At 70.1% G+C, this 13,030-nt stretch carries 10 protein-coding genes and 2 pseudogenes; 9 read left to right on the top strand and 3 right to left on the bottom strand.

The window, feature by feature from the left end:
• Positions 1-43: 43 nt before the first annotated feature.
• The 8 genes from hydA to GA0074692_RS13480 all read left to right on the top strand — a co-directional run bounded on the left by hydA (position 44) and on the right by GA0074692_RS13480 (position 8,666).
• Positions 44-1,459 carry a dihydropyrimidinase gene (hydA, locus tag GA0074692_RS13515; RefSeq protein WP_091644407.1) on the top strand — a complete coding sequence of 472 codons (1,416 nt, stop codon included), beginning with the start codon at positions 44-46 and terminating at the stop codon, positions 1,457-1,459.
• 49 nt (positions 1,460-1,508) lie between these two features.
• Positions 1,509-2,516, top strand: a complete 1,008-nt coding sequence (locus GA0074692_RS13510) for an LLM class flavin-dependent oxidoreductase (protein ID WP_091644404.1) — start codon at positions 1,509-1,511, stop codon at positions 2,514-2,516.
• Between the two features lie 4 nt (positions 2,517-2,520).
• Complete coding sequence (gene npdG, locus GA0074692_RS13505; protein ID WP_091644401.1) at positions 2,521-3,216, top strand: NADPH-dependent F420 reductase; 696 nt, start codon at positions 2,521-2,523, stop codon at positions 3,214-3,216.
• Positions 3,213-4,043, top strand: a complete 831-nt coding sequence (locus GA0074692_RS13500; protein ID WP_091644396.1) for a carbon-nitrogen hydrolase family protein — start codon at positions 3,213-3,215, stop codon at positions 4,041-4,043. The genes npdG and GA0074692_RS13500 overlap by 4 nt, the downstream gene beginning before the upstream one ends.
• Positions 4,040-4,702 (top strand): 2-phospho-L-lactate guanylyltransferase, encoded by a 663-nt coding sequence (cofC, locus tag GA0074692_RS13495; RefSeq protein WP_091644392.1) that lies wholly within the window; start codon positions 4,040-4,042, stop codon positions 4,700-4,702. The genes GA0074692_RS13500 and cofC overlap by 4 nt, the downstream gene beginning before the upstream one ends.
• Before the next feature lie 53 nt (positions 4,703-4,755).
• A complete protein-coding gene (locus GA0074692_RS13490) occupies positions 4,756-5,709 on the top strand; it encodes a DMT family transporter (RefSeq protein WP_091644387.1) in 954 nt (317 codons plus the stop codon).
• Between the two features lie 327 nt (positions 5,710-6,036).
• A complete protein-coding gene (locus GA0074692_RS13485) occupies positions 6,037-7,323 on the top strand; it encodes a M23 family metallopeptidase (RefSeq protein WP_091644383.1) in 1,287 nt (428 codons plus the stop codon).
• A 23-nt stretch (positions 7,324-7,346) separates the two neighbouring features.
• Entirely contained in the window at positions 7,347-8,666 is a 1,320-nt protein-coding gene (locus tag GA0074692_RS13480) for a phage tail tip lysozyme (protein WP_141725279.1), read from the top strand.
• A 536-nt stretch (positions 8,667-9,202) separates the two neighbouring features.
• Here the strand turns inward: GA0074692_RS13480 and GA0074692_RS13475 are convergent.
• The 3 genes and pseudogenes from GA0074692_RS13475 to GA0074692_RS13465 all read right to left on the bottom strand — a co-directional run.
• A complete protein-coding gene (locus tag GA0074692_RS13475; RefSeq protein WP_141725278.1) occupies positions 9,203-9,472 on the bottom strand; it encodes a phosphoheptose isomerase family protein in 270 nt (89 codons plus the stop codon).
• A gap of 225 nt (positions 9,473-9,697) precedes the next feature.
• On the bottom strand, positions 9,698-11,239 hold the full coding sequence (locus tag GA0074692_RS13470; RefSeq protein WP_091644372.1) for a gluconokinase: 1,542 nt from the start codon (positions 11,237-11,239) through the stop codon (positions 9,698-9,700).
• Positions 11,223-12,041 (bottom strand): annotated as a pseudogene (locus GA0074692_RS13465) (NADP(+)-dependent, decarboxylating phosphogluconate dehydrogenase); the annotation flags it as partial. The pseudogene GA0074692_RS13465 and the gene GA0074692_RS13470, both read right to left, overlap by 17 nt.
• On the opposite strand from GA0074692_RS13465, the pseudogene GA0074692_RS13460 reads away from it, so the two are divergent.
• A pseudogene (locus GA0074692_RS13460) lies at positions 12,029-12,793 on the top strand (acyl-CoA carboxylase biotin carboxyl carrier protein subunit); the annotation flags it as partial. The pseudogenes GA0074692_RS13465 and GA0074692_RS13460 overlap by 13 nt on opposite strands.
• Positions 12,794-13,030 lie beyond the last annotated feature (237 nt).

The raw sequence follows: 13,030 nt of genomic DNA, 5'->3' as shown, positions 1-13,030 counted from the left end.
ACGGCACGACGGGTGGGAGCCCGCCGGGGAGGAGAGGTACGAGATGCCAACGACGTTGATCGCCAACGGCACGGTCGTCAACGCCGATGCGGCGGTCCGCGCCGATGTGCTGGTGCGTGACGGCCGGATCGTCGCCCTCGGCGCCGGGCCGGACTGGACCGCCGACCACGTCGTCGACGCGACCGGGAAGCTGGTCATGCCCGGTGGCATCGACGCGCACACACACCTGGAGTACCCGGTCGACGGGTTCAGTACCCACACCGCCGACGACTTCCACACCGGGACCGTCGCGGCGGCGTGCGGCGGCACGACCACCGTCCTCGACTTCGTCAAGAAGGAACCGGACCGGTCGCTGTACGACACCTACCTGCGCCGACGGGACGCGGCGGCGGCGAAGGCAGTGATCGACGTCGGCCTGCACGCCATCGTCCCGCCCCGCGCCGCCCAGCCGGACGTCCTCGACGACCTGCGTCGGCTGGTCACGGAGGGCGCCACCAGCTGGAAGTTCTTCATGGCCTACCCGGGCCAGATGGTCGAGGACAACGAGCTGCTCGACGGCTTCGAGCTGGCGCGCGAGCTCGGCGTACTGCCGATGGTGCACGCCGAGAACGGACACATGGTCGCCCGGGAGGTTCGGCGCCTGGTGGACAGCGGCCAGACAGCCGAGAGCTTCCACCTGCGGGCACATGGGCACGAGTCCGAGGCCGAGGCGGTGCACCGGGCGGTCGTGCTCGCCGACACCATCGGTACACCGCTGTACGTGGTGCACGTCTCCAGCGCGGCGGCGGCCGACGAGATCAGCCGGGCCCGGGCGGCCGGGTCGCGGGTGTGGGGCGAGACCTGCCCGCAGTACCTGGTCGTCGCCTACGAGGACTACGCGGACCTCGGGGAGCACGCCGCCGCGTACGTCTGCTCGCCGCCGATCCGGGAACGCAGCAACCAGGACGGCCTGTGGCGGATGCTCGCCACCGGCGCCCTGTCCACCGTCGCCACCGACCACGCCGGCTTCTGCCTGCACCAGCCCGACGACCTGCCGCCGCAGAAGATGCGCAGCCCCGGCTACTTCCCGAAGGTGCCCAACGGCGTCCCGGGCATCGAGGATCGGCTGATGGTCCTCTGGCAGGCCGGGGTGGCTGGCGGGCTGATCGACCCGTGCCGCTTCGTGGACCTGGTCGCCACCCGGCCGGCCAAGCTGTTCGGCCTCTTCCCAGCCAAGGGGATCGTCGCCGTCGGGGCGGACGCCGACCTGGTGGTCTGGGATCCGGCGGCCGATCACGTGATCACGGCGGCGGGTTCGCACATGCGCACCGACTACAACATCTACGAGGGCATGCGGGTGACCGGCAAGCCGGTACACGTGTTCTCCCGGGGTGAGCACCTGGTCGACGCGGCCGGCCTCCGGCACGACACCCCCGGCCGGGGAACCTTCCTGACCCGCGCCGCGCCGCGCCTCTCCTGACCCACCGATTCCCACACTCCACCACGTACCGAGCGGAGCTGACACAGTGATGAAACTTCCCCTGGGTATCCATGTCGGCGAGCGACTCAGCCTGGAGCAGACCTACTGGCAGGCCGAGTTCGCCGACCAGAACGGGTTCGAGTCCGTGTGGGTCGCCGAGGGACGACTCGCGCGCGATGGCATCGTCCCGGCGGCGATCATCGCGAGTAGGACGAAGAACGTGAAGATTGGCACCGGTGTGGTCAACAACAAGAGCCGCAACGCGGCCCTGATGGCGGTCACCTTCAAGACCCTGGACGAGGTGGCGCCGGGCCGGGCGATCCTGGGCATCGGCGCCTGGTGGGAGCCGCTGGCGACGAAGGTCGGCCAGCCGCTGGCCAAGCCGATCAAGTCGATGCGCGAGTACATCACCGTTCTGCAGGCCTTCTTCCGCAACGAACTCGTCTCGTTCGACGGCGAGTTCGTGCAGATGAAGGACGTGCGCTTCGACAGCATGTACCGCGAGAACAAGCCGGTCGACATCCCGATCTACATCGGTGCGGTAGGCCCGCGGATGCTCGAACTCGCCGGCGAGATCAGCGACGGCGTACACATGGACTTCCTGCTTCCCCCGTCGTACATGGTCGGTGCCCGTGAGGCGATCGAGCGGGGGGTGGCCAAGCGGACCGACGGCCGCGACGGCATCGACCTGACCCAGATCGTGGCGTGCAGCGTCAACGACGACGACCCGCAGGAGGCCATCGACGCGTGCAAGGCCTTCCTCACCCTCTACCTCTGCCAGCAGCCGCACATCGCCGAGCACTGCGGGGTGGAGCGCGAACTCGTCGACCGGTTGCAGGAGATCGCCGGCTGGCCCGCCACGCCGGAGGACATCAAGCGGGCGATGCAGTTGGTTCCCAACAGCCTGGTGCAGAACGTCACCGCCTGCGGCTCCACCGACGACGCCTTCCAGAAGCTGCAGTCGTACCACGAGGCCGGGGTGCGCTGCCCGATCATCTCCACGCTGGGTGACAAGGAACAGACCCTCACCCGGCTCGCCCAGGCCGCGAAGGGATGACCCGATGACAGAAAACCTTCCCACCCGCATCGCCGTGGTCGGTGGCACCGGCCCACAAGGCCGGGGGCTGGGCTACCGCCTGGCGCTCGCCGGACACGAGGTCGTCCTCGGATCACGTGACGCCGAGCGGGCCACGGCCGCCGCCGAGGAGCTGGCCCAGCAGGCCGGCGTTGCCCGGATCACCGGTGCGGCGAACCTGGCGGCTGCGGAGAGCGCCGGCATCGTGCTGCTCGCCGTGCCGTACGACGGACACGCCCAACTGGTGACCAGCCTGGCGCGTGCGATGGCCGGCAAGATCGTCATCAGCTGCGTCAACCCGCTGAGCTTCGACCGCTTCGGGCCGTACGGCCGTAACGTCCTGGCCGGAAGCGCTGCCGAGGAGGCCGCCGAACTCGTCCCCTCGGCCACCGTGGTCGGGGCATTCCACCACCTGGCCGCCCCCCTCCTGCTCGACCCGGAGGCGGACCTGAGCCACGAGGACGTCCTGGTCTGCGGTGACGACATCGCTGCCAAGGAACGGGTGATGGCCCTCGCGGCCGACGTGACGGGCGGCCGCGCCCTCGACGCCGGCCGGCTGCGCCTGGCCCGGCAACTGGAACCGCTGACCGCAGTACTGATCAGCGTGAACAAGCGGTACAAGACCCGTTCCGGCCTGGCTCTGACCGGCCTGGCCCCGGCTGTCGGAAAGGTCCCCGCGTGAGACTCGCCGCCCTGCAACTTCGCGCCACCGACGACCGGGCCGAGACGATCGGCCGGGCCGCCGACCTGATCGACGACGCGGCCGCCCAGGGCGCTCGGATCCTGCTCCTGCCAGAGCTGTTCGCGGTGCCGTTCGTCCAGCCGGAGCCCGACCTCGACTACTTCCAGTACGCCGAGGAACTCGACGGCCCGTCCAACCGGATGGCGGCCGAGCGGTCGAAGCGGCACCGGATGACCATCGTCTCGTCGATCTTCGAGGCGGGGCAGGTGCCGGGGGTGTACCACAACACCGCCTGCACCTACGTCGACGGCGAACTCAGGTCGGTGTACCGCAAGTCGCACCTGCCGTTCTCCAACGGCTTCCCCGAGAAGTTCTACTTCCAACCGGGCGGCGCCGAGCCGGAAGTGGTCCAGACCGGTGAGACCGGAGTCGGCACCATCATCTGCTACGAGCGGCACTTCCCCGAGCTGAGCCGCATCGTCGCCTTACGTGGCGGGTCGGTGCTCTGCGTCCCGGTCGCCTCGGCGAGCGCCCCGATGCGTGAGGTGTTCCAGCTGGAGCTGCGCGCTCACGCCGTGTTCAACGGGCTCTTCGTGATCTGCGCCAACCGGGTCGGCACCGAGGGCGTGAAGGACTACTTCGGACTCAGCGCGGTGTACGGCCCCAACGGTGACGTGCTCGCCCAGACCGCCGACGACCGCGACGACGTGGCGGTGGCCGAGGTGGACCTGAGCCTCGTCGACCTCTCCCGCCGTCGACGCCCCTTCCTCCGCGACCGGCGACCCGAGCTGTACGGCCGGCTGACCAGGATGGAACCCGACGCATGACGGACGGCTCGTGGGTGGTGGTCGTACCGGCAAAGCCCTTCGCGGCGGCCAAGACCAGATGCGTCGGTCTCGACGTCTCCGAACGGAGCGCACTGGCCCGGGCGATGCTGCTCGACGTCGTGGGCAGGCTGACGCGTGCCCGTCGGGTGTGTGCCGTCGTCGTCGCCGCGACCGACCCGGAGGTGGTCGGCGCGGCGTTGGCCGCCGGCGCCGTCGTCGCCGGCACCACCTGCGGGCCAGACCTGAACCGGGAAGTCCTCACCGCGCTCATCGTCGCCCGGGAGGCGCTCCCCGACGCGCGGTTGGCCGTCGCCATGGCCGATCTTGCCGGCGCACAGCCCTCGGACTTCGACGCGGCGCTGACGGCGGCCGGATCCCACCCACGGTCCATCGTCTCGGACGCCGACGGCACCGGGACCACCATGGTGACACTCACCGATCCCGGCGAGTTCCGGCCCTTCCTCGGCCCCGACTCTCGCCGCCGGTTCCTCGCCGACGGCTATCACGATCTCCCGGTGACCGCGCCCGGGCTGCGGCGGGACGTGGACACCGTCGCCCACCTGCTCTTGCTCGGGACCGACCGCCTCGGCGGGGCGACCCGCTCGTGGGTCGGGTCACCGTCCGCCGACCAGCCGACCCCGTCCGCCGCCCGACACTGATCAAAGCGACACCGGCCCACAGGTCGGTGCCCCACCGCCCCGGAAAGGACACGATGATCCCGATCGCCAGCCGCGCCTCCAGCGACCGCACCTGGCTGGTCGCCGTCGCCGCCAGCCTCTGGGGCTTCTCCGGCCTGCTGCGGGAACCGCTCTCCCAGCAGCTTCCGGCGCTGAGCGTGGTCCTGGCCGAACACGTCGTCCTCGTGCTCCTGGTGTCGCCCTGGCTGATCTCGGCCCTACGAACCCTCGCCCGCTGCTCCGTGCGGACGAAGCTGGCCGTGCTGGTGATCGGAGCCGGCTCCTCGGCGCTGGCCACGACGCTGTTCACCGCCGCGTTCCGGCTGGGCGACCCGATCACCCCGCAGGTGTTGCAGAAGCTGCAACCAGCGCTGGCGATCGTCCTGGCCGCCGCGCTGCTCGGGGAACGGGTGAGCCGGCGGTTTCCCCTCTTCGCAGTGCCTGCGGTCGTCGGCGCCTGGCTGTTGGCGTTCCCCGACCCGCTGGGGATGCACCCCCGCAGCCTCGCTGCGGCCGGGCTGGCCACCGGGGCCGCGGCGCTCTGGGCAGCCGGCACCGTCCTCGGCCGGATGGTCAGCGCCGAACTGTCCTTCCTGCATGTCACTACGCTTCGGTTCACCGTCGGACTGGTCACCCTCGCCACCTTCGCCGCGGCGACCCGCACGCCGGTCACGGTTCCGGTGGAGCTGGTCCCGCGGCTGGTGTTGCTCGCGGCCGTACCGGGCCTGCTCGCCCTGTCGCTGTACTACCACGCCCTCCGGCACACGCCCGCGTCGAGCGCGGCCCTGGCCGAACTGGCCTTCCCGCTGACGGCCGCCGTGGTCGGACTCACCCTGCTCGACGGGCAACTCGACACGAGCCAGTGGACCGGCCTGGTGCTGGTACTGACCTCGGTGGTCCTACTCGCGCTGCACGAGAACCGCAGTTCACGCCCGGCAGTGCGACAGCGGCCCGAGGACCGTGGCTGGACGCCCGCCTACCAGTCCTGACGTTCTGCATTCCGGTGGCTACGCCGTCACTGCCGGGGGCGAAGAGGGATTCCCCGGCATGGGTGACCCCGATACTGCCGAGCCCGCTTCTGCCCCGGCCCACTGCCCATCGCTCCACCTCTCCGACAAGGTGTCGCGACGACCAGTTGACTCCGCCCTGTATCGAAGCGGGCCCCGCCGGGGGTGTCGCGGACCAGGCCGGTCCCGGATGGCGCACCCGTCGTTGCATTGATCGCCATCGGTCGATTGACCGATGTATCGCCGGCTGTCGCTTCCTAGGCTCGTTTTCGGATATTCCGTGAACGCATTGAGACCCAGGTGGTGGGCATGGACGGGATCGACAGGCGGACTTTCTTGCGTGTGACGGCGACAGCGGGCGCGGTCGCCGTCGCAGGCGTGACCGTGGGGACTGGGGTGGCGGCCGCGGCCGTGCCCGGGTTCTACAACCCCTTTACGGGGTACCCGATCACGGAGACGTGGGAAGGGCACCTGGCCCGCGGCTCGCTCGGCGGGATCGACTATGGCATGCCCGTCGGCACCCGGCTGCCTGCGGCGGGCGGGGGTGTGGTCTACAACGACCCCGACAACGGCACCGGCGGCTACACGGCGGTCATCCACCACGACAACGGCTACAAAACCCAGTACCTGCATCTGTCCGGGTTCGTCGTGGCGAACGGCACCCGGGTCGCGATGGGCGACATCGTCGGGTTGTCCGGCGGCTACCCGGGCGCGCCGGGCTCGGGCTCCTCGACCGGCCCACACCTGCACTGGCACATGAACGACCCCTCCGGCACGCGCATCAACCCGTTGGCGTTCCTTGGCGGTGACGCGCCTCCGGGGGACACGCAGGTGTTCGAGACGGCGCACAACTCCGGCTGGCAGCCGCTTCCGGTGGCCTCGATCGTGGCGTCGAAGGTGAGCGCGGTCCTGCGCGCGGACGGCACGAAGATCATCTACTCGGTGCGTGACGGGTACGTGTACGAGGCGGCGAGCAACGCGGGTTGGCGCAACCTGCGCGTGCCCAACCTGGCCGGCGTGTCGGCGATTTCGGCGATCGCGGTCGGCAGCGGGGTCGTGCTCTACACGATCCGGTCGGGCGCGTTGTGGGAGTGCGCGAGCGGCGACTGGGTTCCGTTCTGCGTTGGGTACAACGGAAGTCCGATCTACGCGGACGCGGTCAGCGCGGTGCTGCGGTCCGACGGCACGCGGATCGTCTATACCGTGCGCGACGGCGCGGTGTTCGAGGCGGCAAGCAACGCGGGATGGCGGAACCTGCGGGTGCCCAACCTGGACAGCGTGGCAGCCGTGTCGGCCATCTCCCGCAACGGAACGACGACGCTCTACACGATCCGGGCGGGCACCTTGTGGGAGGCCTCCAGCGTCGACTGGCGGCTGTACGCCGTGGGGTACAACGGAAGTCCCATCTACGCGAATGCGGTCAGCGCGCTCCACCGGCCCGACGGCACGCGGATCGTCTACACGGTGCGCGACGGCGCGGTGTTCGAGGCGGCAAGCAACGCGGGATGGCGGAACCTACGGGTGCCCAACCTAGGCGGAGTCGGTGCCGTCTCCGCCATCTACGCCAGCGGCACGGAGATCCTCTACACCCGGTGACACCGAGACGAGTGGGAAACACCATGAATCGTTTGCCGAACGCGCTACTGCGGCGCGTTGGTCTGGTGGCCCTAGCAGGGCTCATCGTCGTATCCGGGATCGGCTTCCCCGGTGAGGCACGCGCCGCCGACAACTCCAGGAGGGCGTGGGACTTCTTCGTGGGCAAGGGACTCACCGCGGAACAGACCGCAGGCGTTCTGGGCAACCTAGCGCAGGAGTCCAACATCAACCCGTTGGCGCAGGAGCCGGGCGGTCCTGGCCGCGGGATCGCGCAGTGGAGCACCGGCGGCCGCTGGGACACGACCGCGAGCGCCAACGCGACCTGGTACGCGACGGTGACCGGCCAGAACGTGTGGAGCCTGGACGCGCAGCTCGGCTTCATCTGGTGGGAGCTGACGAACATCTCGGGCTACGGGCTGGCGCAGTTGCGGGCGTCGAGCACGATTGCCGACGCGACCGTCGCGTTCCAGGACCTTTACGAGCGCTGCGGAACCTGTCACGAGTCAACGCGGATTAGCTACGCGACGAACTACTACAACCAGTACGCGGGCACGACCCCGCCCGCGTCGAACACGCAGGTGTTCGAGACGGCGGACAACTCCGGCTGGCAGCCGCTTCCGGTGGCCTCGATCGTGGCATCGAAGGTGAGCGCGGTCCTGCGCGCGGACGGCACGAAAATCATCTACTCGGTGCGTGACGGGTACGTGTACGAGGCGGCGAGCAACGCCGGGTGGCGGAACCTGCGGGTGCCGAACCTCGACAACGTCTCAGCCGTGTCGGCGATTGCCTTCAACGGCGGGACCGTTCTCTACACGATCCGCGCGGGCGCGGTGTGGGAGTCGTCCAGCGTCGACTGGCGGCCGTACGCGGTGGGATACAACGGAAGCCCGATCTACGCGGATTCGGTCAGCGCGGTGCTGCGGGCCGACGGCACGCGGATCGTCTATACGATGCGGGACGGCTACGTGTACGAGGCCGGTAGCAACGCCGGCTGGCGAAACCTGCGAGTGCCCACGTTGAGTGGTGTGTCGGCGCTGTCGGCCATTCCCTATGACGGCGGCACGGTGCTGTACACAATCCGTGCCGGCGCGGTGTGGGAAGCCGGAAGCGGCAACTGGACGCCGTATGCCGTGGGGTACAACGGTAGCCCCCTCTACGGGAGCGGTCTGTCCGCCATCTCGTTGGCGGACGGCACGAGAATCGTATACACGGTCAACAACGGCCGCGTGTACGAGGCGGCGAGCAACGCGGGCTGGCGGAACCTGCAGGTGCCCAACCTGTCCGGGGTCAACTCCGTCTCCGCCGTCAACGCGGGAGGCACCAAGATCCTCTACACCCGCTGATGCCGGACGGCACCTCAGTGACGGGGGTGCCTCCGGCAAGCGGCCCGGCGTTCCGCGAGGTCGGCATCCCTGGACCAGCATGGAACCCCTGCCGGACAGGGTCCAGGCCGGATGTCATGCCGATGCCGGACCGGCCAGCGCGACAGGGCCGCCCGTCCCCACCCCGACAGGGGGCCGGGCGGCCCATCGCGCGGTGCGGCGGTCAGTCCGTGGCCAGCACCAGCGCCCTATGCCACGCGCCCGGTCGGCGATGCGGCGCCGGAAACTTCATGATGTCCCTCGTCCAGTCGACGGGGAGCGCGCCGACGACGCGGTCGGCGCGGCGGTAGATGGCCACCAGGCCCGCGCTGGGGTCGCCGCCGCAGGCGGCGTGTCCGCCCGAACGCTGCTGCGGGCGCCGGCTGGCCTGCCGGTGCGGTCACTCTCAGCCACCCGCGCCCCGTGACATGCCCAGAGGCGCCACGACCTTGCGCAAGATCCTCCGCAGGTTGGCTTCGCGTCTCGGCGCACCGATCGGTCGTTGCTGGTCCCGCATGTCAGCCCAGGTAGTCGACGCGGCCGGCGTACTCGCGGAACAGGTGGCGGTTGGCCGCATCGCCGGCGTCCAGGTTGGCCGAGCGGTAAACCGGCGGCGCGATCCCACGGGCGGCAAGGAGTTCGGCCACCTCGACGCAGAGGCCGTGCAGCATCGCCGTGCCGACCGCCGACGATGTCGGCCCGGCCACGATCCCGGTACCGCCGACCGGCACGCACGCGTCGCCGAACCGGCGCAGGATGAACACCGCCACTGGCAAGCACGAGTTCACCAGCGGCAGGATGTAGCCGAGCCGGGTGTCGACCAGGGGATTGACACTTACCGGGAGCCTCGTCCTATGTCGACACGAGATCTCACCGCACCCACCGTGACCAGGCACATCACGATGAAGAGGCCTCAGTGATCTCACCCCGCCGACGTTCCTACGAGGAATCCTTGCGCCCCGAGTCGGACAGGAGGTCCGCCTGCCCAGTCACCTCACTGTCAGGAGACCTTCTTAGCCGGACAGGTCGCGCAGTTGCCGCATGCAGGGCCCCAGGGCGGCGTACGCCGCCTCGTGGATCGGCCGGAGCGCGGCGTACAGGTCGGCTGCCTCCTGCATCGGCTCGACGACCTGACCGACCTCGATCCGGTCGACGAGTTCCTCGAAGCGGTCAATCAGACCGATCGCCCGCATTCCGACCAGCGCCGCGCCGTATGCCGACCCCTCGTGGTCGACGGGGAAGCCGATCGGCACACCGAGGACGTCGGCCAGCATCTGCCGCCAGATGGGGCTGCGGGTGGCGCCGCCGGTTGCCCGGATCTCCTCGATCGTGATGCCGACGTCGTGGAGGGATTGCCGCACCAGTGCCAACTGCTGGCACACCCCTTCCAGGCCGGCCCGCACCAGGTGTGCACGGCCATGCGCCCGGGTGAGCCCGATGTAGGCGCCGGTAGCCGCCGAGTCCCAGAAGGGTGCGCGCTCGCTCATCAGGTAGGGAAGCATGATCAGCCCGTCCGAACCCGGTCCGACGCTGGCCGCCAATGCGATAGCGTCCGACGCGGTGTCCACCCGGCCCGGAGCAGCCGACGCCTGCCGCATCAGGGTCTGGTCCGCCCACTGGAGCACCAGTCCACCGTTGGAGATCGCACCGCCGACGGTCCAGCGCTCCTCATCGAGGGCGTAGCAGAAGAGTCGTCCCCGCCTGTCGACCGTGGGGCGATCAGTCATCACCCGCAAGGCGCCACTGGTGCCGATCGAGCAGGCCAGTACGCCGGGACGGACGGCTCCGACCCCGAGGTTGGCCAACGGACCGTCGGCACCGCCCACCACGAACGGTGTTCCGTCCGGCAGGCCCAGTCGGGCGCTGACCGCCGGCAATGCGCGGAGGTCCGAGTAGGTGACCGGCACCAGCTCGGAAAGCTGAGCGGCCGTCACTCCCGTCACCGCCAGCGCCTGCCGGTCCCAGCCGCGCTCGACGAGGTTCAGTAGACCGGTCGCGGACGCGACGGAGTGGTCGACGACCCACCGCCCGCAGAGCGCGTGCAGGACGTACTCCTTGATGCCGACCCAGCGCCGGACGCGGGAGAACACCTCGGCCTGTTGCTCACGGAACCAGACCAGCTTGGCCAACGGAGACATCGCGTGGATCGGTGTGCCGGTCCTGGCGTGCAGGCTCGCCGTTGCCGGGTCCGTCCGCAGCCGGTCGGCCTGCTGGTGTGCCCGGGTGTCCGCCCAGGTCACCGACGGTGTCAGTGGCGCGCCGGCCTCGTCGACGCCGATCAGGGTGTGCATGGTGCTGCTGAACGAAACCGCCGCCACGGGCCGTCCCTGCGCGGCCTGCCGGCCGGCGACTGTCGCCACTGCGGAGACGACCGCCTCGACGATCGCGACCGGGTCCTGGACGGCATGCCCCCGCTCGGGTTCGAGCAGCGGGTACGCCACCGAGGACGAACCGCGGACGTGGCCGGCACGGTCGAAGGCGACCGCTTTTGTGCTGGTGGTTCCGATGTCGACACCGAGGACGACACCGGTGCTGGAGTCAGACCGCCCGTTCATCGCGATTACCGGACCAGTCGACGTGGAAGGTGCCCGCCCGGTCGACCCGCTGGTAGGTGTGCGCGCCGAACAGGTCCCGCTGGCCCTGGACGAGAGCCGCCGGCAGGCGCGGTGACCGCAGCCCGTCGTAGTACGCCAGCGCGCTGCCGAAGCCGGGTGCCGGTACGCCGAGCCCGGCGGCGGTCGCGATCACCCGCCGCCAACCACTCTGTGCCACCGTCAGCGCGTCCCGGAAGTGGGTGTCGACCAGCAGCGACGGCAGGTCGTCGTGCCGGTCGTAGGCTTCGCGAACCCGGTCCAGGAGGCGTGCCCGGATGATGCAGCCGCCCCGCCACAGCGCGGCGACCGCGCCGAGGTCGGTCGTCCAGCCGTACTCGGCGTTGGCCGCGCGGATGACGTCGAAGCCCTGCGCGTACGCCACCAGCTTGGACGCGTAGAGCGCGTGGCGGATGTCCTCGGTGAACTGCGCGGCGTCGTCGACGGCCACCGGCACTGCCGGGCCGGGCAGTGCCTGACCGGCCGAACGGCGTTCGACATCGCCGGAGAGAGCGCGGGCGAACACCGCCTCGGCCATCCCGCTCACCGGTACACCGAGGTCGAGGGCCGTCTGGACGCTCCAGCGGCCGGTGCCCTTCTGGCCGGCCTGGTCCCGCACCACGTCCACGAACGGTCGTCCGGTCGTGCTGTCGGCGTGGTCGAGCACCTCGGCGGTGATGCCGATCAGGAAGGACTCGAGGTCACCTGTGTTCCAGTCGCGGAAGATGGCGGCGAGTTCCGGGGGAGTCCGGCCGAGTCCCACTCGAGGACCCGGGCCGGAACTTCCTGCCCGCGCCGGGCACCCTGACCCGTTGGCACGCGCCGTCCGGACCGGGCATCCGGCTCGACGGCGGCTACGACCAGGGCGAGACCGTGCCTGGGGCGTTCGACTCGCTGGTGGCGAAGTTGGTCGTGTCCGGCCGGGATCGGACCCAGGCGTTGGAGCGGTATCGTCGGGCGCTCGCGGAGTTCGTCGTCGAGGGCATGCCGACGGTGATCCCGTTCCATGCCGCCGTGGTGCACGACCCGGCGTTCGTCGGCTCCGACGGCGGCTTCGGCGTCCACACCCGGTGGATCGAGACCGAGTTCGACAACCACATCCCGCCGTACGACGGAGCCGTCGGGGCGGCTGAGCCGGGCGAGCGGGAGAAGATCACCGTTGAGGTCGCCGGCAAGCGCCTCGAGGTCGTGCTGCCCGCCGGGCTGGGATTCGTGGCGGGTGCGGCCAGCGGGGCCGGCGCCGCGGCGAAGAAGAAGCCGGCCCGGCGCGCCGGCGGCTCCCGTATGGGCGACGCGGCCCCCGGTGACGCGCTCACCTCGCCGATGCAGGGCACCATCGTGAAGATCGCCGTCGCGGAGGGAACGACGGTCGCGGCAGGTGACCTGATCGTCGTACTCGAGGCGATGAAGATGGAGCAGCCACTGAACGCCCACAAGGCAGGTACGGTGACCGGGCTGACCGCCCGGGTCGGCAGCACCGTCACCGCCGGCGCAGCGATCTGCGAGATCAACGAATAGGGGAAGGGAACGACCTGTCAACGACCCTCACGACTCTCCATCACCACCGAATGTGAGACAGGGCCGTTCGTGTCTTACAGTCCCGCGCGAGGTCGTCTGACCATCCGACGCGTTCGGTTGCGAAGACCAGCAGGTAGACCACCGGACCGGGTGGGTTCACCGCGCCGCCCGCCAAGTTCATCCGTTCCGGGTGAGGTCCCCGCCTCTGATCCGAGTGATGCTGGTCCTGGTCCGGTG

It is taken from the genome of Micromonospora pallida (genome assembly GCF_900090325.1).
GTDB classification, from domain to species: Bacteria; Actinomycetota; Actinomycetes; order Mycobacteriales; family Micromonosporaceae; genus Micromonospora; species Micromonospora pallida.
Note: the sequence above shows the minus strand (reverse complement) of the source record. Positions and strands in the feature narration are given on the sequence as shown.

Bases quoted from the DNA above. Each gene is read 5' to 3' on its own strand.
- GA0074692_RS13485 (WP_091644383.1), top strand. From the start codon at position 6,037: ATGGACGGGATCGACAGGCGGACTTTCTTGCGTGTGACGGCGACAGCG.
- GA0074692_RS13470 (WP_091644372.1), bottom strand. From the start codon at position 11,239: ATGAACGGGCGGTCTGACTCCAGCACCGGTGTCGTCCTCGGTGTCGAC.
- hydA (WP_091644407.1), top strand. From the start codon at position 44: ATGCCAACGACGTTGATCGCCAACGGCACGGTCGTCAACGCCGATGCG.
- GA0074692_RS13510 (WP_091644404.1), top strand. From the start codon at position 1,509: ATGAAACTTCCCCTGGGTATCCATGTCGGCGAGCGACTCAGCCTGGAG.
- npdG (WP_091644401.1), top strand. From the start codon at position 2,521: ATGACAGAAAACCTTCCCACCCGCATCGCCGTGGTCGGTGGCACCGGC.
- GA0074692_RS13480 (WP_141725279.1), top strand. From the start codon at position 7,347: ATGAATCGTTTGCCGAACGCGCTACTGCGGCGCGTTGGTCTGGTGGCC.
- cofC (WP_091644392.1), top strand. From the start codon at position 4,040: ATGACGGACGGCTCGTGGGTGGTGGTCGTACCGGCAAAGCCCTTCGCG.
- GA0074692_RS13490 (WP_091644387.1), top strand. From the start codon at position 4,756: ATGATCCCGATCGCCAGCCGCGCCTCCAGCGACCGCACCTGGCTGGTC.